The 24,629-nt window shown below is 63.6% G+C and carries 23 protein-coding genes and 1 tRNA gene; 9 read left to right on the forward strand and 15 right to left on the reverse strand.

The window, feature by feature from the left end:
- Positions 1–5: 5 nt before the first annotated feature.
- The 4 genes from ureC to OOZ51_RS15315 form a co-directional block, all read right to left on the reverse strand.
- Positions 6–1,802, reverse strand: coding sequence for an urease subunit alpha (ureC, locus tag OOZ51_RS15300; RefSeq protein ID WP_265980645.1), 1,797 nt, complete (start codon positions 1,800–1,802; stop codon positions 6–8).
- On the reverse strand, positions 1,792–2,199 hold the full coding sequence (locus tag OOZ51_RS15305) for an urease subunit beta (protein WP_265980646.1): 408 nt from the start codon (positions 2,197–2,199) through the stop codon (positions 1,792–1,794). Before OOZ51_RS15305 ends, ureC begins: the two co-directional genes overlap by 11 nt.
- A 9-nt stretch (positions 2,200–2,208) precedes the next feature.
- Positions 2,209–2,511 (reverse strand): urease subunit gamma, encoded by a 303-nt coding sequence (locus tag OOZ51_RS15310; RefSeq protein ID WP_078106942.1) that lies wholly within the window; start codon positions 2,509–2,511, stop codon positions 2,209–2,211.
- A gap of 202 nt (positions 2,512–2,713) precedes the next feature.
- Positions 2,714–3,322 (reverse strand): DedA family protein, encoded by a 609-nt coding sequence (locus OOZ51_RS15315; RefSeq protein ID WP_265980647.1) that lies wholly within the window; start codon positions 3,320–3,322, stop codon positions 2,714–2,716.
- Between the two features lie 301 nt (positions 3,323–3,623).
- Between OOZ51_RS15315 and OOZ51_RS15320 the strand changes: the two genes are divergently transcribed.
- Entirely contained in the window at positions 3,624–4,448 is an 825-nt protein-coding gene (locus OOZ51_RS15320) for a DUF3800 domain-containing protein (RefSeq protein ID WP_265980648.1), read from the forward strand.
- 360 nt (positions 4,449–4,808) lie between these two features.
- Here the strand turns inward: OOZ51_RS15320 and OOZ51_RS15325 are convergent.
- A tRNA-Lys gene (locus OOZ51_RS15325) sits at positions 4,809–4,881 on the reverse strand.
- 242 nt (positions 4,882–5,123) lie between these two features.
- Between OOZ51_RS15325 and OOZ51_RS15330 the strand changes: the two genes are divergently transcribed.
- The 3 genes from OOZ51_RS15330 to OOZ51_RS15340 all read left to right on the forward strand — a co-directional run bounded on the left by OOZ51_RS15330 (position 5,124) and on the right by OOZ51_RS15340 (position 7,654).
- Positions 5,124–5,783 carry a hypothetical protein gene (locus OOZ51_RS15330; RefSeq protein ID WP_265980649.1) on the forward strand — a complete coding sequence of 220 codons (660 nt, stop codon included), beginning with the start codon at positions 5,124–5,126 and terminating at the stop codon, positions 5,781–5,783.
- 238 nt (positions 5,784–6,021) lie between these two features.
- The gene (locus OOZ51_RS15335) at positions 6,022–6,639 is read left to right on the forward strand and encodes a DUF47 domain-containing protein (RefSeq protein ID WP_265980650.1); all 618 of its coding nucleotides are present in this window, start codon (positions 6,022–6,024) and stop codon (positions 6,637–6,639) included.
- A 4-nt stretch (positions 6,640–6,643) separates the two neighbouring features.
- Positions 6,644–7,654, forward strand: coding sequence for an inorganic phosphate transporter (locus OOZ51_RS15340; RefSeq protein ID WP_416346390.1), 1,011 nt, complete (start codon positions 6,644–6,646; stop codon positions 7,652–7,654).
- A 133-nt stretch (positions 7,655–7,787) separates the two neighbouring features.
- On the opposite strand, the gene pstB is transcribed toward OOZ51_RS15340, so the two are convergent.
- The 4 genes from pstB to pstS all read right to left on the reverse strand — a co-directional run bounded on the left by pstB (position 7,788) and on the right by pstS (position 11,918).
- On the reverse strand, positions 7,788–8,567 hold the full coding sequence (gene pstB / locus OOZ51_RS15345) for a phosphate ABC transporter ATP-binding protein PstB (protein ID WP_265980652.1): 780 nt from the start codon (positions 8,565–8,567) through the stop codon (positions 7,788–7,790).
- A 48-nt stretch (positions 8,568–8,615) separates the two neighbouring features.
- The gene (pstA, locus tag OOZ51_RS15350; RefSeq protein WP_265980653.1) at positions 8,616–9,725 is read right to left on the reverse strand and encodes a phosphate ABC transporter permease PstA; all 1,110 of its coding nucleotides are present in this window, start codon (positions 9,723–9,725) and stop codon (positions 8,616–8,618) included.
- The gene (gene pstC / locus OOZ51_RS15355; RefSeq protein ID WP_265980654.1) at positions 9,725–10,657 is read right to left on the reverse strand and encodes a phosphate ABC transporter permease subunit PstC; all 933 of its coding nucleotides are present in this window, start codon (positions 10,655–10,657) and stop codon (positions 9,725–9,727) included. Before pstC ends, pstA begins: the two co-directional genes overlap by 1 nt.
- Before the next feature lie 139 nt (positions 10,658–10,796).
- Positions 10,797–11,918, reverse strand: a complete 1,122-nt coding sequence (gene pstS / locus OOZ51_RS15360) for a phosphate ABC transporter substrate-binding protein PstS (RefSeq protein WP_265980655.1) — start codon at positions 11,916–11,918, stop codon at positions 10,797–10,799.
- Between the two features lie 282 nt (positions 11,919–12,200).
- On the opposite strand from pstS, the gene OOZ51_RS15365 reads away from it, so the two are divergent.
- Both OOZ51_RS15365 and radA read left to right on the forward strand, forming a co-directional pair.
- Positions 12,201–13,331 carry an FUSC family protein gene (locus OOZ51_RS15365; RefSeq protein ID WP_265980656.1) on the forward strand — a complete coding sequence of 377 codons (1,131 nt, stop codon included), beginning with the start codon at positions 12,201–12,203 and terminating at the stop codon, positions 13,329–13,331.
- Positions 13,332–13,371: 40 nt separating this feature from the next.
- Positions 13,372–14,745, forward strand: a complete 1,374-nt coding sequence (radA, locus tag OOZ51_RS15370) for a DNA repair protein RadA (RefSeq protein WP_265980657.1) — start codon at positions 13,372–13,374, stop codon at positions 14,743–14,745.
- A gap of 163 nt (positions 14,746–14,908) precedes the next feature.
- Here the strand turns inward: radA and OOZ51_RS15375 are convergent, their stop codons facing one another.
- Positions 14,909–16,522, reverse strand: coding sequence for a peptide chain release factor 3 (locus OOZ51_RS15375; RefSeq protein ID WP_265980658.1), 1,614 nt, complete (start codon positions 16,520–16,522; stop codon positions 14,909–14,911).
- A gap of 854 nt (positions 16,523–17,376) precedes the next feature.
- On the opposite strand from OOZ51_RS15375, the gene disA reads away from it, so the two are divergent.
- Positions 17,377–18,453 (forward strand): DNA integrity scanning diadenylate cyclase DisA, encoded by a 1,077-nt coding sequence (gene disA / locus OOZ51_RS15380; protein ID WP_265980659.1) that lies wholly within the window; start codon positions 17,377–17,379, stop codon positions 18,451–18,453.
- Positions 18,454–18,593: 140 nt separating this feature from the next.
- Here the strand turns inward: disA and OOZ51_RS15385 are convergent, their stop codons facing one another.
- The gene (locus OOZ51_RS15385) at positions 18,594–19,106 is read right to left on the reverse strand and encodes a hypothetical protein (RefSeq protein WP_323054766.1); all 513 of its coding nucleotides are present in this window, start codon (positions 19,104–19,106) and stop codon (positions 18,594–18,596) included.
- A gap of 369 nt (positions 19,107–19,475) precedes the next feature.
- Here OOZ51_RS15385 and OOZ51_RS15390 point away from each other — a divergent pair, with 369 nt between their 5' ends.
- Positions 19,476–20,444 (forward strand): HhH-GPD family protein, encoded by a 969-nt coding sequence (locus OOZ51_RS15390; RefSeq protein WP_323054767.1) that lies wholly within the window; start codon positions 19,476–19,478, stop codon positions 20,442–20,444.
- Positions 20,445–20,469: 25 nt separating this feature from the next.
- On the opposite strand, the gene OOZ51_RS15395 is transcribed toward OOZ51_RS15390, so the two are convergent.
- A complete protein-coding gene (locus tag OOZ51_RS15395; protein ID WP_265980661.1) occupies positions 20,470–21,156 on the reverse strand; it encodes a class I SAM-dependent DNA methyltransferase in 687 nt (228 codons plus the stop codon).
- Positions 21,157–21,339: 183 nt separating this feature from the next.
- On the opposite strand from OOZ51_RS15395, the gene OOZ51_RS15400 reads away from it, so the two are divergent.
- Positions 21,340–21,825, forward strand: a complete 486-nt coding sequence (locus OOZ51_RS15400) for a hypothetical protein (protein ID WP_265980662.1) — start codon at positions 21,340–21,342, stop codon at positions 21,823–21,825.
- A 59-nt stretch (positions 21,826–21,884) separates the two neighbouring features.
- On the opposite strand, the gene dhaM is transcribed toward OOZ51_RS15400, so the two are convergent.
- Genes dhaM through dhaK form a run of 3 tightly spaced genes read right to left on the reverse strand, consistent with a single transcriptional unit; the run spans position 21,885 to position 24,231 of the window.
- Positions 21,885–22,580: a dihydroxyacetone kinase phosphoryl donor subunit DhaM gene (gene dhaM / locus OOZ51_RS15405; RefSeq protein WP_265980663.1), complete on the reverse strand. Its 696-nt coding sequence runs from the start codon at positions 22,578–22,580 to the stop codon at positions 21,885–21,887.
- Positions 22,577–23,227: a dihydroxyacetone kinase subunit DhaL gene (gene dhaL / locus OOZ51_RS15410; RefSeq protein ID WP_265980664.1), complete on the reverse strand. Its 651-nt coding sequence runs from the start codon at positions 23,225–23,227 to the stop codon at positions 22,577–22,579. Before dhaL ends, dhaM begins: the two co-directional genes overlap by 4 nt.
- 2 nt (positions 23,228–23,229) lie before the next feature.
- Positions 23,230–24,231 carry a dihydroxyacetone kinase subunit DhaK gene (gene dhaK / locus OOZ51_RS15415; protein WP_265980665.1) on the reverse strand — a complete coding sequence of 334 codons (1,002 nt, stop codon included), beginning with the start codon at positions 24,229–24,231 and terminating at the stop codon, positions 23,230–23,232.
- Positions 24,232–24,629: the final 398 nt, after the last annotated feature.

Here is a 24,629-nt window from a genome sequence, read left to right on the forward strand (position 1 = left end):
GCGATCTAGAAAAGGAAGTAGCGCTGGGCCATGGGCAGCACGTCGGAGGGCTCGCAGGTGACGTCTTCGCCGTCGACCGTCACTTTGTAGGTCTCGGGGTCGACGGCGATATCCGGCGTCTCGCCGTTGAACTTCAAGTCCGCTTTGCTCAGGTTCCGGATGCCGGACACCGGCCGGATAACGCGCTGCAGGCCGAGTTCTTCCGGGACGCCGGCGTCGATGGCCGCCTTGGACAGGAAGGTGATGGAGGACTGCTGCAACGCCTTCCCGTGGGTGGCGAACATCGGGCGCATGGTGCGCGGCTGCGGGGTGGGGATGGAGCCGTTGGAATCGCCCATGAGTGCGTAGGCAATCTGCCCGCCTTTGAGGACCAGCTCGGGCTTCACGCCGAAGAAGGCCGGATTCCAGAGGACGAGGTCGGCGAACTTGCCCACTTCCACGGAGCCGATGGAGTCCGCCATGCCCTGCGCGATGGCCGGGTTGATGGTGTATTTGGAGATGTAGCGCTTGATCCTGAAGTTGTCGCTTTCCTCGCCCAAGCCGTTTGCAGCGCCGTGGCTTGCGCCTGTGCTGTCCCTCCAGGGGTCCTTGAGGACGCCCCGCTGCCGCTTCATGGCATCGGCCACCTGCCAGGTCCGGATCACGACTTCGCCCACACGTCCCATGGCCTGGGAATCCGAGGACGTCATGGAGAAGATGCCCAGGTCCTGGAGCACGTCTTCGGCTGCGATGGTCTCGGCCCGGATGCGGGAATCGGCGAACGCCACGTCTTCAGGAATGTCCGGGTTGAGGTGGTGGCACACCATGAGCATGTCGAGGTGCTCTTCGATGGTGTTCCGCGTGTATGGGAGCGTGGGGTTGGTGGATGCCGGGAGCACATTGGGCAGTCCGGCGATCTTGATGATGTCCGGGGCGTGCCCTCCGCCTGCTCCTTCGGTGTGGAAGGTGTGGATCACACGGCCGTCGATCGCCTTGATGGTGTCCTCCACGAATCCGCACTCGTTGAGGGTGTCCGTGTGGATGGCTACCTGTACATCGTATTCATCGGCTACGCGGAGCGACATGTCGATGGACGACGTCGTGGCGCCCCAGTCTTCATGGACTTTGAGGCCCACTGCGCCTGCGCGGATCTGTTCGGCCAGCGGCTCGATGGCAGAGGCGTGCCCCTTGCCCAGGAGTCCGATGTTGATCGGGAGCCCCTCCGCCGCTTGCAGCATCCGCGAAATGTGCCATTTGCCGGGAGTGACGGTGGTGGCCTTGGTACCTTCGGCCGGTCCCGTGCCACCGCCCACCATGGTTGTGACGCCGCTGCACAGGGCAGTGGGGACCTGGTCCGGGGAAATGTAGTGGATATGGGTGTCAACGCCGCCTGCGGTGAGGATCTTGCCTTCCCCCGCGATCATCTCGGTACTGGCGCCGATCACGATGTCCACGCCGTCGGCGATCTGGGGGTTCCCGGCTTTGCCTATCTTGAAGATGTGCCCATCTTTGAGCGCCACGTCGGCTTTGTAGATTCCGGTGTAGTCGAGGACCACCACGTTGGAAATGACGGTGTCCGGGACGTCGAGCGTCTGGTCCGATGCCGCGTTGGATTCAGGCAGGCGGCCGTCGCGGGTCACTTGGCCGTTCTGCCCCATGCCGTCGCGGACCACTTTGCCGCCGCCGAACATGACCTCTTCGCCGTAGACCGTGTAGTCCTTTTCGATCTCAAGGAACAGCTCGGTGTCCGCCAAGCGGATGGAGTCGCCCGTCGTCGGGCCGTAAAGGTCTGCGTACTGCTTGCGCGAAATTTCAAAGCTCACTGGGCTGTCCTTCCTTGCCTGCTCCGGGCCCTTCGGTGGCTCCGGGCCCTTCGGTGGCGGCAGCGCCGCCGTCGTTCTTTCCGGCGCCCGCATCAAGGGGACCGTTGACGGCGTTCCGCAGGCCGTAGACTTCACGGCTGCCTGCAAGCGCAATGAGCTTGACGGTCTTGGAATCGCCGGGTTCGAAGCGCGCGGCCGTTCCGGCGGGGATGTCGAGGCGCCGGCCGTAAGCGGCTTCGCGGTCGAACTCGAGCGCGGGATTCGATTCGGCAAAGTGGTAATGCGAGCCCACCTGGACCGGGCGGTCGCCACGGTTGACGACGTCGACGGCGATTGCCTCGCGTCCGCTGTTGCAGGCAATGGGCTCTGTTTGGAGACGGTATTCACCGGGAATCATGTTGGCCTCCTAGCGGATCGGGTCGTGGACGGTGACGAGCTTGGTGCCGTCAGGGAAAGTGGCCTCGATTTGGACATCATGGATCATCTCGGGCACGCCCTCCATGACATCCTCACGGCGAAGCAGCGTTGTCCCGTAGCTCATGAGTTCAGCGACGGTTTTCCCGTCTCGGGCACCCTCAATCAGTTCGTAGCTGATGATCGCGACGGCTTCGGGAAAGTTGAGTTTGAGCCCGCGGGATTGCCGACGGCGCGCGAGGTCGGCCGCGACCACGATCATGAGCTTTTCCTGCTCACGGGGCAAAAGATGCATCGGTTCTCCTTAAAAGTTGTGTGCTGCAGAGGCGGACATCAGTTCACTCAAGACTCAGAAAAGCCGAGGACGTCGGGGCAGCTACTACGGTTATAACGCCAAACGTCAGACATATCCAGCTCGCCCCTTCACCGCCCCTCCCGAACGAATTGTGACCAGCCTAAGCCGACCAGGTTTCAGCCAGATTTCCGCTACCGCTTCCTCAAACTTTCTTGGCCTTATGCTTCCTGACCTGCCAGACGACCAGGATCGCCACCGCAACAACTGCCACCACAGCTGCAGCACCCCGGCCCACCGTGCGGGCCACTTCCTCGTATGAGTTTCCAGCCACAAAACCGAGAGTCACGAACAAGGACCCCCAGACGATGCCGCCGCTGAAGTTCCAGAACGCGAAGCGCCGGTAGGGCATGCGGCTGAGTCCGGCGAGAGCCGGCATGACGGCACGGAAGAACGCTGTGAACCGGCCCAGGAACACGGCGAGGCCGCCCTTGTCCTTGAGGAAGTCCTCGGCCCTTTGCAGTTGGGCACGTCTCTTGTCCAGGATCTTCAGGGCCATTACCCGGGGACCGAAGTGCTTGCCTATTTCGTAGCCCACGGTGTCGCCCGTGATTGCGGCAGTCACCACAATGACGATCATGAGCCACAAAGGAAAGATTCCACGGCTTGCAATCACTCCGCCCACCACAGCCGCCGTTTCACCGGGGATCACAAAACCCACGAAGATTGCATCCTCGGCGAAGACGAGGGCGAAAACTATGCACCCGATCAGGAGCGGGCTGGTGTTGAGTAGTCCATCCAAAAGGGCTTGCATGAAGAACAGTCTGGCAGTTGAATGCGCACTTGGGCAGGAAAAGAGAAAAGGCGCGGTTGCCCGCGCCTTTCACAATGGGTGGGCCCTGTGGGGATCGAACCCACGACCCACGGACACAATCCGCCACTATCCGCCGCGATACGTCCTCGACCCGATAGGTCGAAAAACCGCGAGAATCCGCGCCTGAACAGCCCGCCAGTCACTGTCAAGAATCCCGCCAAATCTTGCCAGCTCTGGGAGAGCATGCCTCCAAAGTTTACCGACGGGCAGTGGTCGGTTGACGTCCTTTAAGGGTCGAGTCATGACTACCCCTCACATGCCCCGGCAGCCTCAGAACCCCACTGGGGTTCTTGACCTCGGCCATGAAGCGACTCAGCCCGATGGGTTCAGTAACTTTGATTTACCTTCTATAGGATCAGCGAATGATCCTTGCTTTCCAGACGAATCCGCTCGGGGCGGACAGCTTTACTACATGGGCGCACTAATGGTGGGCGCTGAGGAAGCAAGAAAGCTTGAGAAGAGCCTAGATGCAATTGTCGCGGCTGTAGTCAATGACGTCCCTGGCTTCGACCCTGCAACTGAGCTTCATGGTTACGAAGTCTTCCACCAGAAAGAGGGTTGGGAAGGCGTCCCGGTGTGGTTGGCGGTGAACGTATGCAAGCAAGTCGCCGAGGCCATACATGACTCAGGCGCAGTCTTCGTTTTCCGTGGCATTGACGTCCAGAAGCTCAAAGACAAGTACGCAAATCCACATCCAGCCCACGCGCTTGCACTCTCGCACACACTTGAGTCTGTACAGCGCGTCCTCAACCTTGACCACACGGACGAAAGTGCTCTGGTTCTTGCCGACGAGCACCACACTGCGCCGGACAGCAGGACCCGATTCCGCGGTATGCGGGCCGCCGCGCAAAGGGGATATACAAGCATTCCGTTGAGCGACCTCATAGATACGATCTATTTCGGCCCGTCGAACCACAGCCGCCTGCTTCAGGCCGCGGATATGGCGACTTTTCTGACTAACCGCTCGGTCACGATCGCGGAGAGGCATCCTGCCGCGAAGAAGGCAATGCAGGAGATCAAGGGCAATCTCGACCAAGCTACACGGTTTAGCTATGTCTGGCCGTGAGCGCATAGGGCTGACCGCTTAAAACACGAAACCCCGTGCTTCTGCATCGGGGTTTCGGTCTATGCGGGAGACGTTTCCGCGTCCTGCGTTCACCACGGTAGCAATCATCGACGGCCCGTGCAAGACATGCCGCAGTTCACCGTCTGCGATCCCCACTGTGCTTAGCATCCTGCGTCGGACCGGCCCTGTACGACACCCATCACTAGCGCCGACGAAGGCCTCTGGAACCGCAAAGGGTGGGCCGGATGGACATCACACACCCGGGGGTTACACACGTTCTGTCCTAATAACCCCTATTACCCGCAGTTTTGGCGCGGCGCAAGAAAACCCCCGGAACCCATGGTTCCGGGGGTTTTACGGTGGGCCCTGTGGGGATCGAACCCACGACCCACGGATTAAAAGTCCGATGCTCTACCAACTGAGCTAAAGGCCCCTGCCGACTGTAGAAACAGCCATGAATACTGTACCCCAAGCTTAGGGACGTTTTGACACGGCCGAGCCCCGCGCCGTCGTCCCCTCTTTTGAACCAAACCCCGACGACGACGCGCAGCAACTACGGTGTGTCGGGGCGCCTGCGGATTCAAACCTGGGGAGAACGCTCCGCCACCGCAACAGCCACCGCAACAGCCGCTGATCAAGAGTGCACGAGCGAAGGCACAGGAGTAGCGTTGGGGCATGAGCGAACAATCGGGACCTCCTGTGTACGGCGGGGCAAATAGGCATCACAAGCCGAAACCCTTCGCGCCGATTGACTTCGAGCCTTTCGCCGGCGGCGCGGACCCCGCGCGCGTGTCCGAAGCCGCACACCTTGCGGCACAAGCGCTCGTGCGGCGAGGCCGCGATAGCGACGATCCCAAGATCACCAGGCGTCTTGTGAAGCTCGCTGACGAGCAAGGCCTCGAAGCCATCGCCGAGATGTGGGCCGAGAGCCCGGCACGGTCCTTGCCCGGTGCATTGTGGCGGCTCTATGCTCTGCGCGCGGCCACAATGCAGAACTCCGAGCGCATCTCCGTGTACTTCAAGGCCGGCCGGGACACCGCACAGGTTTCACACGTTGTGGCAGGAGCCGCGGAGCCACCGGGAGCCGACGAAATGAAGCAGATGGCGGACGCCATCCTTTCAGGAGCGTTCGACGGCGATTTCGACGTCGCGCTGGAACGCTCGGCTGCGTTTTGCCGCGTCGTCGCGCTCGGCCAAGCCACTCTGGCGGACAGCGCAGAACATTCCAATGAGGGTCATGCGAGCAAATTGACCCGGAACTCGCACCAGCTCGTCAAGACCGCTGAGGACCTTGAGCACGCGGCCAACGCATGGCGCCTCGGCGAGTTGGATTAACGTGAAACATGAGGGTGAAGGGCCGCCGAAATCACCCCGAGCGCCAGCTGTCAATGTTGACTTAGCTCGGCCGACGTAGAAAACTGAAACTGGTGTCGAACCGCGAAACCCCCGGGCTTCAACTTATAGCCGCTTCGAGCGGCCTACCGCCGAGAGGCGTATCCGGTTCGGCACCATTTTTATGCCTTTCGGCGAAGACGCCGCTCAGTCCCCGTCCACCTCGCCCACCGGAAGCCAAATGAAGCTGCGTCTCTTCCCTCAAGAACCCGCCGGTTTGCAGTTGCTTTCGCAGATGGCTCGTCAGATTCTTGAGGCCACAGGGACGCTTTCCGAGATTTTCGGAGCCCCTGTTGCGGAGCACGAACGGCTTGTGGAAGAGATGCACGAACACGAGGCGAAATCCACAGATCTGCATTTCGCCTTGCTGACCCACATGCGCACGAGCTTCGTGAACCCGCTCCCCCGCGAGGACATGTACGCCCTTTCCCGCTTCCTCAACGAGGCAATGGAGAAGCTGGACGCCGCTGGCGAGCTCGTGGCCCTCTACAAGCTGGACCGGCTGCCTAAGCGCGCAGCGGATCAGTTGGAGATCATCAGCCGCCAAGCAGAACTCACGGTTGATGCCATGCGCCAACTGGACGACCTGGACGAGCTCGAGGACTACTGGATCGAGGTCCTCCGGCTGGCCAAGCGTGCCGAGCGCAGCCACCGGACCTGGGTGGCAGAGATGCTCCGAGACATGAAGTCCGCACAGTTTTCGAGGAACCGTGACGTAGCCAACCAACTGGTGGACGTCACCAAGGACATGCGCCGCGTCGCCACCCAGGTAGGCAGCATCATCGTCAAGGAAGCATGAGGTGATGGTCGCGTTCTTCGCCCTCGTGGTGACGCTGGCGGCTGGGTTCGCGTTCCTCAACGGCTTCCGCGATGTCTCCACCGCCGTCGCGCTCTCCGTGCGGACCCGCGCCCTCACTCCTTCTGTTGCCGTGCTTTTGGCGGCGGTTTTCAACTTTGCCGGCGTGCTGCTCAGCGGCGGCTTCGCCCTGATTTTCAGCCAGTCGTGGGTGGTTCTTCCCCCGGGCATGAATGGGCTGACTGTACTCGCTGCGGGGTTGTGCAGCGCGATCCTTTGGGGAACCTACGCTTGGTGGCGCGGTGTGCCCCTCTCGTCAACGCACGCCCTGGTGGGAGGCCTGGCCGGCGCCGGAGCTGCTAGCGCAGTCATGGGAGGCAGCTACATCAGCGGCGTGGACAGTATCATGCTGGTCCAAGTGGTCCTGCCCCTGCTGCTGTCCCCGATGATCGCCTTCATTGGCGCGTACCTCCTCGTGTGGCCTGTCACGTGGGCGGCGCGCTACACCCAACCCGATGTTGTACACGGCCGTTTCCGCCATGCCCAGTCCGTCTCGGCCGCTGCGGTGGCGTTCGGCCATGGGCTGCAGGACGGGCAGCGAACCGTGGCCGTGATACTGCTGGGCGCTGTGGCGGCAGGAGTGTCCGACCACGACGACCTCCCGTTCTGGGTCATCCTCCTGACGGCTGTCATGCTCACGGCGGGAACACTTTGTGGCGGCTGGCGCATCTCCTACACCTTGGGTTACAAGCTGACCAGGGTTGACCCGCTGCGGGGATTCGTCGCCCAGAGCCTGACCTCGCTGATGCTGTTTGTCGGTGCGATCGGGCTCCATTTGCCGCTTTCCACCACCCACACGGTGACGTCAGCAGTGCTCGGAGCGGGAACCAACCAGAACTTTTCGGTCACCAACCGTCGGATGGTGCTGCGGATCCTGGGGTTCTGGGTCGCGACGCCGATCGTCACCGCCGCGGTGGCCTTCGTCCTTGGACTAGCCCTCTCGCCGCTGTCGCGCTGACCGGCGAGGGCTTTGAGTAACGGTCGTTTTAGACGTCCAGAACGACCGTTGGGCCCACGCCGGCAGGGTTCCCTGGCCGAACTTGTGAGGCCAGGGAACCGGTGGGGAGCAATCGACGGAGGTTCCGAAGTGGCTATCCGAAGCGGCCGGAGACGTAGTCTTCCGTGGCCTTCTGGGACGGGTTGTTGAAGATAGTGGTGGTGTCCGCGAACTCGATGAGCTTGCCCGGCTTGCCGGTGCCGGCAATGTTGAAGAACGCCGTCTTGTCGGAAACACGCGCTGCCTGCTGCATGTTGTGGGTCACGATCACCACGGTGTACTCGTCCTTGAGCTCATTGATGAGGTCTTCGACGGCCAGAGTGGAGATGGGGTCCAGCGCCGAGCAGGGCTCGTCCATGAGGATAACCTGAGGTTCCACAGCGATGGCGCGGGCAATGCAGAGCCGCTGCTGCTGGCCACCGGAGAGTCCGGAACCCGGCTTCTCCAGGCGGTCCTTGACCTCGTTCCACAAGTTGGCGGCACGGAGCGACTTCTCCACGAGCGCGTCGGCCGCACCCTTGGTGATCCTCTTGTTGTTCAGCTTGACGCCGGCCAGCACGTTGTCGCGTATGGACATCGTGGGGAACGGGTTGGGGCGCTGGAAAACCATGCCCACCTGGCTGCGGACAGTCACCGGGTCCACGCCGGCACCGTAGAGGTTGTCGCCGTCGAGCAAGACCTCACCCTCGACGCGCGCGCCCGGCAGCACCTCGTGCATGCGGTTCAGGGTACGCAGGAAGGTGGACTTGCCACAACCGGACGGCCCGATGAACGCCGTGACCGATTTGGCTTCGATGCTGATGTTGACGCCTTCAACGGCCAGGAAACTGCCATAGTAGACGTTCAGATCCTTGACGTCGATCCGCTTAGACATGGTGTTCCTTCGGTGCTGTGGTTGGAAGTTTGCAGGTGGCCTGATGGCTCAACGGCCGGCCTTGGGAGCGAAGATCCGGGCGATCAGCCTGGCGCCGAGGTTCAGGATCATCACCAGGATGATCAGGACCAGCGCGGCACCCCATGCCCGCTGGCTCGACGGGTCCGGGTTGGACGGCGAGGTCGGATTCAGGATCTGCGTGTAGATGAATGTAGGCAGCGAGGCCATCCAGCCGCCGAACACGTTGTTGTTGATGGTGGTGGCGAAACCTGCGGTGACCAGGATCGGCGCCGTCTCGCCGATAACGCGGGCAATCGCCAAGGTGACGCCTGAAGCGATGCCGGAAATCGCCGTCGGGATGACCACTTTGAGGATGGTGCGCCACTTGCGGACACCCAGCGCGTAAGCGGCCTCACGGAGCTCGTTGGGGACGATCTTGAGCATTTCCTCGCTGGAGCGAACCACAACCGGGATCATCAAGACTGAAAGCGCGACGGCGGCGACCGCACCGGTCTTGGTGCCCGGGCCGACCACGGCGAAGAAGAAGGCCGCGGCAAAGAGACCTGCCACGATCGAGGGGATGCCGGTCATGACGTCGACGAAGAACGTGATGGCACGGGCGAGGGCCCGGTCGTTGCCGTACTCCACGAGGTAGATTGCGGTCAGCAGGCCCACCGGCACCGAGATGACAGTGGCCAGCAGGGTAATCTGCACGGTGCCCAGGAGCGCGTGGTAGATGCCGCCGAGGACCTTGGTCCCTTCATCGACGCTCTTGTTGTCGAGGGCGCCTGTGACGCCGTTCATGGATGTCGTCAGGAAGCCGGGGCTGATGATGCCTGGGATGCCATTCACGAGGACGGCCCAGATCACCGAAATCAAGGGCAGCAGCGCCACAAGGAATGAGCCGACAATAAGGCAAGTCGCGAGTTTGTCGCTCGACTTGCGGCCGCCTTCTACGGCCGCGCTCCAGCCAACCAGCCCGATCGTGAAGAGGATGGCGGAGACGAGGCCCCAGCCGAAGGCGTTGAAGCCGATCAGTGCAAGGATCGCTGCGCCGAGTACCAAGGCAACGGCCAGGACAACGTACGGCGCGAAGGCGGGCAACTGGCCCTTGGTCAGGGCAGAGCGTTTGCGCGCTACGGGGGCTGTGACAGTCATTAGTTGGCTCCCGAGAATTCTTTGTGCCTGGTGATGATCCAGCGTGCAATCATGTTGACACCGAGGGTGATGACGAACAATACCAAACCGGCTGCGATCAACGTACTGACCTTGAGTCCGCTGGCTTCAGGGAAGTTCAAGGCAATTTCCGCGGCGATGGTCTGGTTGCCGGACTGGATCAGGCTTGCGGTCAGGACGCCGGAGGACAGGACCAGCGCTACGGCCATGGTCTCGCCAAGTGCACGGCCGAGGCCCAGCATGACGGCGCTCACAATGCCCGGACGGCCGAAAGGCAGAACAGCCATCTTGATCATTTCCCAACGCGTCGCGCCGAGGGCCAGGGCGGCTTCCTCGTGGAGCTTCGGGGTCTGCAGGAAGATTTCACGCGACAGGGAAGTGATGATCGGCAGGACCATGACGGAGAGGACGATGCTCGCGGTCAGGATGGTCTTGCCGGTAGCCGAAGCCGGGCCTTGGAAAATCGGCAACCAGCCCATGGTGCTTGCCAGCCAGTTGTAGGCGGGCGAGATCTGGGGGGCAAGGAATGCCGCACCCCATGCGCCGTAGACCACCGAAGGAATGGCAGCGAGGAGGTCCACCACGTAGCCAAGGCCTGAGGCCAGCTTGCGGGGCGCGTAGTGCGAGATGAACAAGGCGACGCCGATGGCAACGGGGGTAGCTATCACAAGCGCGATGACCGCGGCAATCAGGGTTCCCACCACGATCGGCCCGATGTAGGCGAAGAAGCCGTGGCCGCCCTGGATGTCCGCAGGCGGAGCCACAAGGGCCGGAATCGCCTGGATTACAAGGAAAAGTGCGACGCCGAAGAGGACCAGGAGGATCAGGCATCCCGCGGCCAGGGTGGCTCCGGAGAAGACCTTGTCCCCGGCGCGTCCGGCACCTTGGGAAGTGGTCAAGGAGTTGGTGGTCACTTCACGATCCTTCAGATTCACTCAAAAATGGCCAAGTTCCCCACCCCGCCCGGTGATGTTTCACCAGTGCGGGACAGGGAACCTCGGTATTCAGGGTAGTGGTGCCGCGGTCCGCAGCACCACTACCCCATTGTGGTCCTTAGGCTTTGGCCTTGATGGAGTCAAGAGCGGCCTTTGCCTTGTCCTGCAGCGCCTTGGAGAGCGGAGCGGACTTGGCAGAGCCGGCTGCGGCCTGCTGGCCGGCGTCGGAGACTACGTAGCTTTCGAACGCCTTGACCAGGTCAGCGGTTTCCTTCTTGTCGTAAGTGGTGCAGACGACGTGGTAGGAAACCAGGACAACCGGGTATGCAGAGGAATCCGTCGTGGTGCGGTCAAGCTTGATGGAAAGGTCGCCGGTCGGTCGGCCGGCAACGGGCTTGCCCAGTTCAACAGCCTTGGCTGCAGCGGCAGCGGAGATCTTTACGAAGTCCGAGCCAACCTTGATCTGTGCGGTACCGAGCTTGCCGGAGACTGCGGAATCGTCAGCGTAGGTTACGGCACCCGGGGTGTCCGTGACGGTCTTGACGACGCCGGAGGTACCCTTGGCGTTCTCGCCCTTCAGGGATGCGGGCCAGAGGCCAGCAGCCTTGTCGGTCCAGACGTCCGGAGCCGCTGCGGCCAGGTAATCGGTGAAGTTCTGGGTGGTTCCGGAATCGTCAGAGCGGTTGACCGGGGTGACCTTGAGGTCCGGAAGCGTGACGCCGGCGTTCAGGGCGGCGATGGCGGGATCGTTCCAGTTGGTGATCTGGCCGCGGAAGATCTTGGCAACCGTGGTTGCGTCGAGCTTCAGGTCCTTGACGTTGGGAACGTTGAAAGCAACGGCGATCGGGGAGATGTACACCGGCACGTTGATGGCGCCATCGGTGCCGCACTTGGTCTTGGAGGTGGCGAGCTCGGCGTCAGTCAAGTAGGCGTCAGAACCTGCGAACTGAGCGGAGCCGTCGAGGATGGCCTTGCGGCCTGCGCCCGAGCCGTCCGGGGAGTACTGGACCGTGGCACCGGGGTTGGCCGAAGCGAAGTTGGTCTTCCAGGCGTCCATTGCGGCGCCCTGCGCCGAGGAGCCGATGCCGGTCAGCGTGCCGGTGACTTTGACGGCCGCGGCAGACTGGGTGGCTGCCGGTGCGGCGCCGGTTGCGTTGTCCGAACCGCAAGCGGTCAGCGCGAGGGCGCCGACTGCGAGGACCGCGATTGCCGCGTTGCGGCCGAAGCGAGTTGCCTTCACTGGGATGTACCCCTTCCAGGGATTCTCTGATGCGTGCCGAGGGAGAAAGTCGGCATACGAAAGATTTGCGTACGTGTTTGTACCTTTATCGACGGTAAGAGCCATAGGTAACGGGACCGGCCGTCCAAAGTGAACGGAAGGTGAACGGCTGTGGACTATTGGCTTACATATGCAGCGTTGCCCTTGCGCTCAGTACGACATGAGGGATTAAGTGACACCCCTCACTTTCCGCGGAGCCCGGCCTGCGACGTCCCGATGCCGTCGCCTGAATAGACTTGAGGCATGGCCGCCCCCCAAGGACTTTCAGCAAGCAAGAAATTCCTGCGGGCACGCCTCCGCACCGGCTTTGTCCGCAGCCGGAACTCGCTGGTTCCGGCGATCCAAATGACCGTTTGTGCGGTGGGCGCCTACGCGTTCGCCGAATACATCCTGGGGCACAAGGGACCGCTTTTCGCCGCCACCTCGTCCCTGATCGCGCTCGGCTTCTCGCGGGATCCGCGGCTTCGCCGGGTGATGGAAGTCGGGCTTGGCTGCACCCTCGGGATAGTCATCGGTGATCTGCTGCTGCACTGGCTGGGCCCCGGGATCCCGCAGGCCGCCGTCGTACTTCTTTTCTCCATCCTGCTGGCCCGTTTCCTGGACAGCGGCACCATCTTCACTACGCAGTTGGGCCTGCAGTCACTTCTGGTGGTCCTGCTGCCAGCGCCGGAAGGCGGGCCGTTCACACGCAGCATCGACGCCGTGGTAGGCGGGGTCTTCGCGCTCCTGGTCACCATGCTGGTCCCCAAGGACCCGCGCCGGGAACCCCGCCAGGACGTCCGCAAGCTCCTGCACGAACTCTCCGAAGTCCTCCGCGAGTGTGCCGACGCATTGATCAACAGCGACTCGACCCAGGCCTGGCACGCGCTCATCCGTGGCAGAAATTGCCAGCCACTCGTGGACCGGATGCGCCAATCCCTCAAGGCGTCCGGTGAGGTGGCGACGCTCGCCCCTGCGTACCGGAGGCACCGCGACGAGCTGACCATGCTGGAGGAGTCATTGGATTCCATCGATCTAGCCCTCCGCAACAGCCGGGTTTTCGCCCGGCGGCTGACCAGCGCCATCAACCATGCGGCCCTGACCGACGAGGCAACGGACAGCATCTCCGAAGTCCTGCAGGAGACTTCTGCCGCCGTCGAGGAATTATCTCTTGGTCTCGCGGAAGTGCATGACGGCGCCCGGCGCGCCCACATGCGCGGTGCGCGGCAGGACCTGGCCGACATTGCCACCCGCCTCCATCCGAAGATGCTCCACGTCCAGAAACTCGAGGGCGAAACGGTGGTGATGCTCTTCCGCCCGCTCATGGTGGACCTGCTCGAAGCCGCGGGCATGGACCCCCTCGAGGCAAGGGACGTGCTGCCTCCGCTGCAGTGACGGGACTTGACTGTCCTACCCCTCCACTAGCCTTGTACGCATGGCTTCCAAGACCTCACGCACTTCCAAGACACCCGCGTACAAATGTGCCGAATGTGGGTGGACCACGGTCAAGTGGGTGGGACGCTGCGGTGAGTGCCAGGCGTGGGGAACCGTGGAGGAAACGGGCGCCACTGTTGCGCGCACGACGGCGGCAACAACAGTTTTGGAGCCGGCGCGCCGCATTGCCGAGGTAGACGGCACCACGGCCGCTTTCCTGCCCACGGGCGTCGACGAACTGGACCGCGTCCTGGGCGGAGGCTTGGTCCCGGGCGCGGTGATCCTGCTTGCCGGCGAACCCGGCGTCGGGAAATCCACCCTTCTCCTGGACGTGGCGGCGAAGTTCGCCCGCACAGGCCAGGACGTCCTGTACGTCACGGGCGAGGAATCGGCGGCGCAGGTCAAACTCCGCGCGGAGCGGATCGACGCCGTCGCGCACAGCCTCTATCTCTCCGCGGAAACGGACCTGGGGCAGGCACTTGGTCAAGTGGAGAAGCTCGAGCCGAGGCTGTTGATTGTGGACTCGGTGCAGACCCTGAGCAGCGCCGATGTCGAAGGCAGCGCGGGCGGCGTTTCACAGGTTCGCGAAGTGGCCGCGTCCATCATCGCCGCCGCCAAACGCCGCAACATGACCACCCTCCTGGTGGGCCATGTGACGAAGGACGGCTCGATTGCAGGCCCGCGCCTTTTGGAGCACCTGGTGGACGTTGTGTGCCAATTCGAAGGCGAGCGCCATTCCCGGCTCCGCTTGTTGCGAGCGGTGAAGAACCGCTATGGGGCCACGGACGACGTCGGCTGCTTCGACCTGAACGAAGGGGGCATCGAGGGCCTCGCGGATCCCAGTGGCCTCTTTGTCTCCCGGACACGCGAGCCTGTCTCCGGCACCTGCATCACCGTAACCATGGAAGGGCGCCGGCCACTGCTGGCCGAGGTGCAATCCCTTCTGGCCGAAAGTGCCAGCTCACAGCCGCGCCGGGCCACCAGCGGCCTGGACAGCTCGCGTGTCTCCATGCTTCTGGCCGTGCTTCAACAGCGGGCCGGCTGCATCCTGCACAAGGACGACTCCTACGTGGCCACCGTTGGAGGAGTGAAATTGAGCGAACCGGCCACGGACCTCGCGGTGGCGCTTGCCGTGGCTTCGGCCAAGGCCCGCAAGCCGCTGCCGCAGCGGCTGATTGCCTTCGGCGAGGTTGGCCTGGCCGGCGAGGTCCGTCCTGTTCCCGGGATCAACCAGCGCATCCACGAGGCGCAGCGGCTTGGTTTCACGCACGCCGTGGTGCCCGCGAGTCCCAATGGACCGGGGCCGGTTCCGGAGGGGTTCTCGGTCCGCGAGGTGGGGCATCTGGCGGAAGCCCTGGAGCTGCTGATTACGTAACGACCAGGTCAGCCTCGGAGTGTCGGGCGCGTCGGGTCGCTACTGACCACGCTTCCACCGGACATGCCCCCTGTACGAACCAGGCAATGGACATAACACCACTATGTCCAGTCCTCGGCTGAAACGAGGCGCATGTCCAGGGAATTACTTCGCCTTCGGAGGGCTATTTCGCAGGGTTGTGCGTGCCGATCGGAACCAACGTGAGGTTCGGGTGGTTCTTCTCGATCCGGCGCAGCGCCCAGACGTCGTTGAACAAGGCCAGGTATTCGCCGTCGGACCGCAACAGCACCTCGGCGCCGGGGACGTTGGCGAGCGCCGGCATAGCGTCCGCCGTCGAGATCCTCGCCATCGAGTACGGGAGGCGCTCCAAACGCATCGGAGCGTTGAAGTCGTGGGCCATGCGGTCTTCCACCACTTCGAACTGCATGGGACCGACGGCGGCGAGGACAGGTGCCTGATCGCCGCGGACGTCCGAGCGGAGCACCTGGATGACGCCTTCGTGCTCAAGCTGCTCAATGCCCCGGCGGAACTGCTTGAAACGGCTGGGATCCTGCGACCTGGCCACCTGGAAATGCTCGGGTGCAAAGAGCGGGATGGCGGGGAATTCCACTGGCTGGTCCAAGAACAGGCTGTCGCCCACGCGCAGTGAGGATGCGTTGACCAAGCCAACGACGTCGCCGGGATAGGCCTCGTCGATGACTTCGCGTTCACGCCCGAACACCTGCTGGGCGTATTTGGTGGCGAAGGACTTCCCTGTGCGGGTCTGCGTGACCACCATCCCGCGCTCAAACACGCCGGAGCAGACGCGGATGAAGGCGACGTGGTCGCGGTGGGCTTTGTTCATGCCGGCCTGGACTTTGAAAACAAAGCCAGCAAAGGGCGCGTCAACGGAACGGGGCTCGCCGTCGACGTCCGGGCGTGGCGCGGCCGGGGGCGCGAAGTCCACCAGGGCGTCCAGGATTTCCTTGACCCCGAAGTTCAGGGCTGCCGAACTGAAGAGGATGGGTGTTGCCGTTCCGGCGTGGAAGCTCTCCAGGTTGAACTCGAGGTTGGATTCGATCACGAGTCCGGCTTCGTCGACGGCGTCGCTCCAGTTGTTGCCCTGGGTTTCGGCTGCTTCTTCCGGAGTGAAGTACTCGGTGATGGCGATGTTGGCGCCGGCGTTGTTGCGCGCGAACCGTGCGAAGCGATCATTTCGCAGGTCCCAGACTCCACGGAAGTCGCCGGAAATGCCCACGGCCCAGGTCAAGGGCATGGGCTGGAGTCCGGTGCGCTCCGTGATCTCGTCCATCAGCGCGAGGGCGTCCAGGCCCGGACGGTCCCATTTGTTGATGACGGTGATGATGGGCAGGTTCCGCTGCTTGCAGACCTCGAAGAGCTTCATGGTCTGCGTTTCCAGGCCCTTGGCGGCGTCTACAAGCATCACTGCGCAGTCGACGGCGGCCAGGACCCGGTAGGTGTCCTCTGAGAAGTCAGCGTGGCCCGGGGTGTCCAGCAGGTTGATCACGGTGTCCCGGTAGGAGAACTGCAAAGCCGCGGAGCTGATGGAAATACCGCGGTCCTTTTCCATCTGCATCCAGTCGGAAACAGTTTCCTTGCGGTTGGCCTTGCCGCTCGACGCACCCGCGGTACCGATGACTTTGGCGTGCAGGGCAAGGGCTTCCGTGAGCGTGGACTTACCCGCGTCAGGATGCGAAATGACCGCGAAGGTCCGACGCCGGGAGGCCTCATGGTGAATTGCCTGGACTCGGGCGGGGCTCAGGACTTCTTGGGACACGGTGCTACTTTCGCTGCGATCTGGGCGTTGCCCGCGGTGAGGAATGACGGGCCAAACGTGGAATGGAGGCTGGATACGGGCCCCGCGCCGGCCGGGGGCCAACTCAGGGAGCGGCACGATGACGCGCCAGCCAAGATACCAAGTTTATCCCAGCCCGAGGATCTAGCCGAAGGCAGCTATGGAAGGCGGCGTTTAACAGGATCGAAACGAGGTGCACAAACCCCCGAAATGACCAGCCGATAGCTTGAATTGACGGCGGTCCGGCTCATCAGGGCTGCGAAGACCTACCCGCCAGGAAACACTCGATCAGGCCGGCGATGGCAGGAAAGGACAAGGCATCAATGAAACCGGGGAATGACTTGTTCTACGATCCCTTCGGACCCTCCTCCGGTCCGGGCCCAGCTGCGGGCTCAGGCGCGAGCACCACTACGGGCACCGCTACGAGAACCGCTCCGGCCAGGAGCTGGCAAGGACACGGCCCGGACAATCCCCTGGGCGGAACCCTGGTTCCTGCTAGGCAGGTGCGCCCGGATGCCGGAAGGGGTCCGGCGCGGGAAGCGGCGCTACTGAGTGTGCGACGCGACCTCGAGCGACTCGCACGGCTTCGTACGGCTCCCTGAGGTCCCGGGAACCGAGCACAAAGTGGCAGTCTGGCGGCCGCCGTCGGACGCGTTTCGAAGCACCCGCCACATGACCTTCTTTGGGGCACTTTAAGGCTTGCCTGTGCGGTTCTTGCCGGTCTATACCTCTATCATTGAGCTTGCGGGAAACCTTGTACTTTGATCCTGCCGCCTCACTGCTGGAAACCGGCATAATCGCGGGCGCGTCTGCTTGCACCTTTGAAGGGAACACCTATGGCTCGGAGCCCCGAAGAATCGCTCAAGGCGACTCTGGGCAGGGTGGCCCCCGGAACGCCGTTGCGCGACGGCCTGGAACGCATCCTCCGCGGGCGCACTGGGGCTCTGATTGTGCTTGGTACGGACCGGACCATCGAGTCCATCTGCTCCGGCGGCTTTGAAATCGGCATCGACTTCTCCCCGACGCGACTCCGTGAGCTCGCGAAGATGGACGGTGCCATCATTTGCGACAAGGACGCCGGGAACATCCTTCGCGCGGCAGTCCAGCTTGTGCCGGACTCCAGCATCGAGACGCAGGAATCAGGGACGCGTCACAGGACAGCCGAGCGCGTGGCCATCCAGACCGGGGTGCCGGTGATTTCGGTCAGCCAGTCGATGCAGATCATCGCCCTCTATGTCAACGGTCTCCGGCATGTGCTGGAGGGCTCCGAGAAGGTCCTCGCGCGCGCCAACCAGGCGCTGGCAACCCTTGAACGCTACAGCGCCCGGTTAGACCAGGTCACCAGCGCCCTCTCTGCCCTCGAGATCGAGGCCATGGTCACCGTACGGGATGTGGCAGTCACACTGCAGCGCCAGGAAATGGTCCGGCGCATCGCCGAGGAAATCGCGCAGTATGTCCTGGAGTTGGGCGAGGACGGCAGGCTGCTCTCCCTGCAGTTGGAGGAGCTCACCATGGGCCGCGGCCCGGGCAGCGACGTCATCATCCGCGACTACGCCGGTGCCGACGCCTCACCGGAGGAGATCGATGCCGCCGTCCAGGCTCTCCTTGACCTTGGCCCCACTGAGCTGATTGACCTCGGCAAGATCGCGGGCATCATCGGTTTTGCCGGGGGCATGGATGTGCTCGACGCCGGTGTGCAGCCCCGCGGGTACCGCCTCCTGTCCGGTCTGAAGTCGGTTCCGAAGGCCGTCGCCGACCGTCTGGTGGAACACTTCGGGGGTCTCCAGAACCTCATGGCGGCCACCATCGACGACCTCATGACCGTGGACGGCATCGGTGACCAGCGCGCCAGGGCCGTCCGCGAAGGCCTCAGCCGCATGGCCGAGGCCAGCCTGCTGGACCGGTTCCTCTAGTCCCCACCGCCACCCTAACCTCACAAGTTCGGCCAGGGAACCCTGGCGGCGTGGGCCCAGTCACCGGCTCCCAGCCTTCGCAAGTTCGGCCAGGGAACCCTGGCGGCGTGGGCCCAGTCACCGGCTCCCACTGGGTTGCATCAGCCGAGTTGGAAGATGGCCTTGGTGCTCGCTTTGTTTCCCAGGACGGCCTTGAACGTGTACGTGCCATTGGCCGGTTTGGCCGAGACCGCACCGCAGGCTTCCGACGTCCTGTTGCGTTGCCAGGGGAAGTTGGCCGTCTCGCTCTTGCCCGGATCAATCTGCTTCACGAGGTCTTCGCCTTTCGCTTGGCAGTCCTTCGAAGAGAAAATCCGGTCTTCGCCGCTCATCACCAGGAACTCCATCTGGGAGGTCCCAACGTTAACCTGGCACGGAGCGGTTCCGCCGTTGGTGATCTTCATGCTCAGCACGGGGTTCTGCCCTGCCGCATAGGCGGGTTGGTCCGTGGATGCGGTAACTGTCACCAGGTTTAGGTCGCAGACCGGGGTCGGAGAGGGAGTCGTCGTGGCCGAAATGGGATCCGCCGAAGGAATCTGGACCACAGGAGCCGCGCCGCTCGGATCGTTCTTGGACGCGCTGGAATCAGCCTTGCTTGCAAGCGAGGAACTCATGGCTACTGCCCCGGCCACAAGCATCGCCAAGACCACCAGCAGGGCGCCAAAAACTACGAGCCTCCGACGGCGGTAAACGGCGGGACTCGGCCGGCGCCTTTGTGGCCGCGCTGCACTCTTGGAACGGTTTGCGCCTGCGGTCCGGGCAGTGCCTTTCGCCGACGGCGACGTGCGCGCCCTTGGCGGTTGTTTGCCCTTGTTGACCATTCTTCTAGGCTAGGCAACACCGGACCGGGATGGCGTCGCACCACGCCGCGGAGGCCTGATCGAAGCCAGTATGACGTCGGTCATCCTTGGCTGGCTCCACTACAGTGGATGGCAGGAATCGGCCGCCATCAGGGCCCGCCACGAACCGCAGCGAGGATCCCCATGTCACTGCCAGGCGCCGCTGAACTTGCCGGCACCCACCACCTCTCGGACTTACACCTGTCCATGGACCGTTGGTTCTCCGAGATGGCGCGGGTGTTGCCGTGGCGGTCACCGGACTGCAGCCCGTGGGGAATCCTGGTCAGCGAGGTGATGCTGCAGCAGACTCCGGTAGTTCGGGTCTTGCCGGTGTGGGAAGACTGGATGGAACGCTGGCCTGAACCTGCGGATCTCGCGAGCGAGCCCTCGGGCGAGGCCGTGCGACATTGGGGGAGGCTCGGCTATCCCCGCCGCGCACTCAGGCTCCACGCGGCCGCCGTCGCGATTGTGGAAGAGCATGGCGGCAAGGTCCCGGACACGCATGGTGCGCTGCTGAGCCTTCCCGGCGTCGGCGACTACACAGCAGCGGCTGTGGCCGCTTTTGCGTTCGGGCGGCGCGAAACCGTGGTGGATACGAACATCCGGCGCGTGCACGCCCGGCTCGTTTCGGGATTGGCACTGCCAGCGCCGTCGCTCACGGCGTCCGAGATGCGGCTCGCCCAATCCCTCATGCCCGACGACGCCCGGCTCTCAGTCCGGTGGAACGCCTCCGTCATGGAACTCGGAGCGCTGGTATGCACGGCCCGCTCCCCCAAGTGCTCCGACTGCCCTGTCCGCGAGTCCTGCGCGTGGCTTGCCGCGGGCGAGCCTGCGCCGACGTACACACCCAAAGGCCAGGCCTGGCACGGCACAGATCGGCAGCTCCGGGGTGCTGTCATGGCCGTCCTGCGTGTGGCCGCTTCGCCCGTGGCGCGGGAACTGTTCGAGCGCCCCGCAGCCGACCTTGGCTTCGCCGCAGACGGCATAGCGGTGCCCTTGGCTGCCCTGCATCGCTTGAATTCGGCCCCGGAGCAGCTGGAACGGGCGCTTGAGGGACTCCTGGGCGACGGTCTGGCCGAATTGCACGACGGCGGACTGCGGCTCCCGGCCTAAGAAGCTTCCGTTGACGCTGCTCCCTTCACACGCAGGCCGGCTTGCGGGCCAGAAGGTAGGCCTGCGGGGTTTTTTCATGCTTGCCGTCTGGTTCGCGAAGCAGTTGCGCTTCCACAACAAGGCCTGCCTGCCGCAGGAGTTCCGCGACGCGGCCCGGCGGCAAGCGGTAGGCATCGAGGTCGATCTCGTGGCCGTAAGCGAAATCCAGGTGCCGGGGTTCGTCTCCCGCCTGAAACGCAAGCAGGAGCAGGCCGCCGTCCCGGAGGGCCCGATGGAATTGGGCGAACACCCCGGGCAACCGTGCCGGCGGAGTATGGATAATCGAATACCAGGCGACAATGCCACCCAACGCGTCGTCCGCCAGGTCCAGGGCCTCCATGGAGCCTTCATCAAATTGCAGGCCGGGGTGATCCCGGCGGGCTACCGCCACCATCTCCGGCGACAAGTCGATGCCGAAAGCCGTGAGGCCAAGCGAGTCCAAGTGCGCCGTAATCCGTCCGGGACCGCAACCAAGGTCCGCAACTGCCCCTCCTCCAGCCGCCTCTACGAGTTCGGCAAAGGTGCCGAGCATGGCCCTGTCAAACGGCTTCGAGGCTAGTTCGTTGCGCAGGAGTTCGGCGTAGTCCGCAGCTACCGTGTTGTACGCGGCGCGGGTGGAATGCACGTCCGCGGGTTCAGCCATGCCCAGTTCAGTCACGCCCAGTTCAGCCATGCCCAGTACCCTACTGCTTTTCGACCAGCCAAACGCCTTGCAGCGGGCTTGCGGCGTGGGGTCGCTGCCCGCCGAACGGCGTGAGGTCGCAGAGCTGCAACGGTCCAAGGATGTCTGTAACGATGTGCATGCCAGTTGCCGGAACGGCGGTCCGGGCAGCCGCCTCAGGAATACCCTCAAACTATGCGAAGGTTTTGGGCCACTATCGCATTGATCACGACGGCGCTCGGTTCGGGATGCCAGCCTCAAGTGACCGTGTGCCCGGCGATTGCCATGGCCCCGGTGGTGTCCCTGACCATTGCGGCCGAGTACGCGCCGACCGTCAAAATCGTGCACTTGAAGGCGTGCCAGGACGGGAAATGCCGTGAGGCCGATTTGGAGCTGCGCCCAGGCAGCGTGTCAGTTCCTCAATCCTGCAGTCCCGAACCCGAGGGGTCGTGCTCAGCCGTTTCGTCGCCGGATGGCACGCGCTACGGTTTCCTGAACATGGGGACGCTGACGGCGTCGCTCATCAATGCCGAAGTAACGGGTTCCGACGCCAACGGTGGGCCTCTGCCGGTCAGGACGCTGGACTTCACACCCAAGAGTGCCAAACCCTGGGGCGAACGGTGTCCCACTGTCATCACGGCAAGCCTGTTGCTGGATGCCAACGGTCTACGCCAGGCGTGAACTCCAGGACCCTCAAAACCGACAGGAGCCACCTCTGCGCTCCTTTTCCCGGAGCGCCCTCAGATCTCCCCGAAGCCCTGTTCCACGAGTCGCCGGACATAATTCACGGCTTTCGACGCATCTTTGCCCCAGGCCTCGATCCTGAGCTTGCCGCCCTGGCCCACGGCAAGGCTCATAAGTTCCATGATTGATGTGCCATCGACGCCGTTAACCGTTGCCTCGACGTCCAGGCCGGCCAGTCCACCCGCAATTTTCGCCGCAGGCCTGGCGTGCATTCCCATGGGGTTGATGAGCTCGAATTCGTCGCTTTCCGCCGGCTGACCCCTGCCCTGGGATCGAGCCGACTCCGCGGGGTCAAAAGTGGGCTCCGGACCGAATCGAATCGATTCTGCAGCGGCCTTCACGCTGGCGGCCGCTGCCCCACCTTGGGTGGCCACGGCAGCGGCAACGAGGCCTTCCACCAAGGGGGCGTCGGCAAGGAGAACCCTGTCCGGCTCACTGCAGAACTCCACCGCAGATTCGGCCGTCATGACTGCGGAGCCAAGGTCCGTCAGCACCACCACCCCGTCCCCGGAAGCCTCCGCAAGTCCTGCCTCGAATGCGGCGATTGTTCTCTCTAGGTCCGTGCCGATCCGGCCATCATCCGTTCCACCCACCGCGTAGAACCTCACATCGGGGGCCATCTGCGCGGCCAATTCCACCGCGCCTTCTGCGATCTTCCGGCTGTGCGAGACCACCACCAAGGCCACCGTCATTCAGCGGCCCCCTCGGGGAACCCCGCGGCGGTGGCGGCCGCTCGCAGCAACAGCGCCGAAGACGCGGCCCCGGGATCACGGTGGCCTGCGCTGCGTTCACCGAGGTAGCTTGCCCTGCCCTTGCGCGCCACCAGAGGATCCGTTGTCACGGCGCCCACCTCGGCAGCCTCGGCTGCGGCCGCCAGCACCGCCACGGCATCCCCGCCAGCCACCAGGACCTCATCCGCTGCTTCGACGGCCGGGGACCACGCATCCACCATGGTTTTATCGCCCAGTGCCGCCTTGCCGCGGGCGACAATTCCGTCACGGGCTGCGGTCAATGCTCCGGCGAGCGCCGCAGCGTCGATCTCTGCGCTTTCTCCCAGAGCGGTCGCGGCCCGGAGATACGCGGTTCCGTACAAGGGACCGGCTGCCCCGCCCACCTTCGACATCAGCGCCATCGCGGCCAGCTTCAGTGCTGCCCCAGGTGTTTCCGGCGGAGTTTGGGCAAGCTTCTCCATGACGGCCTGGAATCCGCGGTCCATGTTTTCGCCATGGTCCGAGTCGCCAATCGCCCGGTCCAACGCAATCAGCTCCTCACGATGCTCGGACATGAGCCGCGCGGAGAGCGTCAGCCATTGAACCGCCCAGTCGACCCCGAGACGCACAGTCACATCCCCCAACGCAGGGCCGGAGTGTGGACGGGCGCATCCCACAGGGCAGTCAGTTCATCATCGAGCCGCAGCACCGATATGGAGCAGCCCTGCATCTCAAGCGACGTGACGTAGTTGCCCACCAGCGAGCGCTCCACTTTGACTCCTCTTTCGGCGAGGATCTGCGCCGCTCGCCGGTAAACAATGTACAGCTCACTGAGGGGCGTACCACCCATGCCGTTGACGAAGAGCAGCACTTCTTCCCCGGCTCTGATCGCCAGGTCGTCCAGGACGGGATCCAACAAGCGGCCAGTGATGGCGTCGGCGCTCTCCATGGCGATCCGGTGCCGGCCAGGCTCACCGTGAATCCCTATTCCGATTTCGATTTCGTCATCAGCAAGCTCAAAGCTAGGCACCCCGGCATGTGGCACCGTGCAGCCGGATAATGCCACGCCCATAGTGCGCACGTTGCGGACAACCCCTTCTGCCACTCCCGCGACGGCGTCCAGCGAATCCCCCCGTTCGGCGGCCGCTCCGGCAATCTTTTCCACCAACACGGTGCCACCCACGCCGCGCCGGCCCGCGGTGTACAGCGAATCCTCCACCGCGACGTCGTCATTGACAAGAACCGTGCGAACGCTGATTCCTTCGGCCTGGGCCATCTCCGCCGCTGTCTCGAAATTCAGGACGTCACCGGTGTAGTTCTTCACGATGTGCAAGACGCCGGCCCCCGAATCGACTGCCGCAGTGGCCGGAATGATCTGGTCAGGCGTGGGCGAGGTGAAGACGGCGCCCGGCACGGCGGCGTCGAGCATTCCGTGCCCAACAAAACCGGCATGAAGTGGCTCATGGCCGCTCCCTCCTCCCGAGACAAGCGCCACTTTGCCGGCCACGGGCGCACCTTTTCGGACGACGAAGATCGGATCCGTATGGACGTCCACGAGCTCGGCATGGGCCATGCCAAATCCCTCGACAGACTCGTCCACCACGGAACGGGGATCGTTGATGAGCTTTTTCATGACGTGCTCCTGGGGGTGGCTGGTAGGTGATTTGACCCTACTACCAGCGCCCCGGGCACGGTAGGGGAATGGTTCCGTATGCGGAAGCCGCGAACCCAGAAACGCAGAAGGGACAGCCCCCAATGGCTGTCCCTTCTGAAACGTTCCGGTTTGCACCTTGTCGGTGCGGCAGCGTTAGTGCGCCCGCGTTAGTGCGGCGGCCCGCCAACCATCAATCGGCCGGTACTGGGGTCCTGGGCTGTTACGCCCTTGGCCAACGAGTCCGGCCAGAGATCCGTGCCCGCTTCCCGCATGCAACCCCCGGTCCCCCGCTTGCGTGACTCCGATGTGGAGCCAGGGCTCGGCATGTCTATCTGGAAACCTGAAAAGTCCGGAAACATAACGTGGTACTTCATTTC

It is taken from the genome of Arthrobacter rhizophilus (genome assembly GCF_026241105.1).
Classification (GTDB): domain Bacteria; phylum Actinomycetota; class Actinomycetes; order Actinomycetales; family Micrococcaceae; genus Arthrobacter.

Coding starts and splice junctions, on each gene's coding strand:
- OOZ51_RS15340 (WP_416346390.1), top strand. CDS start 6,644: ATGGTCGCGTTCTTCGCCCTCGTGGTGACGCTGGCGGCTGGGTTCGCG.
- OOZ51_RS15390 (WP_323054767.1), top strand. CDS start 19,476: ATGTCACTGCCAGGCGCCGCTGAACTTGCCGGCACCCACCACCTCTCG.
- OOZ51_RS15335 (WP_265980650.1), top strand. CDS start 6,022: ATGAAGCTGCGTCTCTTCCCTCAAGAACCCGCCGGTTTGCAGTTGCTT.
- OOZ51_RS15310 (WP_078106942.1), bottom strand. CDS start 2,511: ATGCATCTTTTGCCCCGTGAGCAGGAAAAGCTCATGATCGTGGTCGCG.
- disA (WP_265980659.1), top strand. CDS start 17,377: ATGGCTCGGAGCCCCGAAGAATCGCTCAAGGCGACTCTGGGCAGGGTG.
- OOZ51_RS15365 (WP_265980656.1), top strand. CDS start 12,201: ATGGCCGCCCCCCAAGGACTTTCAGCAAGCAAGAAATTCCTGCGGGCA.
- pstB (WP_265980652.1), bottom strand. CDS start 8,567: ATGTCTAAGCGGATCGACGTCAAGGATCTGAACGTCTACTATGGCAGT.
- dhaK (WP_265980665.1), bottom strand. CDS start 24,231: ATGAAAAAGCTCATCAACGATCCCCGTTCCGTGGTGGACGAGTCTGTC.
- radA (WP_265980657.1), top strand. CDS start 13,372: ATGGCTTCCAAGACCTCACGCACTTCCAAGACACCCGCGTACAAATGT.
- OOZ51_RS15400 (WP_265980662.1), top strand. CDS start 21,340: ATGCGAAGGTTTTGGGCCACTATCGCATTGATCACGACGGCGCTCGGT.
- OOZ51_RS15330 (WP_265980649.1), top strand. CDS start 5,124: ATGAGCGAACAATCGGGACCTCCTGTGTACGGCGGGGCAAATAGGCAT.
- OOZ51_RS15305 (WP_265980646.1), bottom strand. CDS start 2,199: ATGATTCCCGGTGAATACCGTCTCCAAACAGAGCCCATTGCCTGCAAC.
- OOZ51_RS15385 (WP_323054766.1), bottom strand. CDS start 19,106: ATGAGTTCCTCGCTTGCAAGCAAGGCTGATTCCAGCGCGTCCAAGAAC.
- OOZ51_RS15320 (WP_265980648.1), top strand. CDS start 3,624: ATGACTACCCCTCACATGCCCCGGCAGCCTCAGAACCCCACTGGGGTT.
- OOZ51_RS15395 (WP_265980661.1), bottom strand. CDS start 21,156: ATGGCTGAACTGGGCGTGACTGAACTGGGCATGGCTGAACCCGCGGAC.
- pstA (WP_265980653.1), bottom strand. CDS start 9,725: ATGACTGTCACAGCCCCCGTAGCGCGCAAACGCTCTGCCCTGACCAAG.
- dhaM (WP_265980663.1), bottom strand. CDS start 22,580: ATGACGGTGGCCTTGGTGGTGGTCTCGCACAGCCGGAAGATCGCAGAA.
- OOZ51_RS15315 (WP_265980647.1), bottom strand. CDS start 3,322: ATGCAAGCCCTTTTGGATGGACTACTCAACACCAGCCCGCTCCTGATC.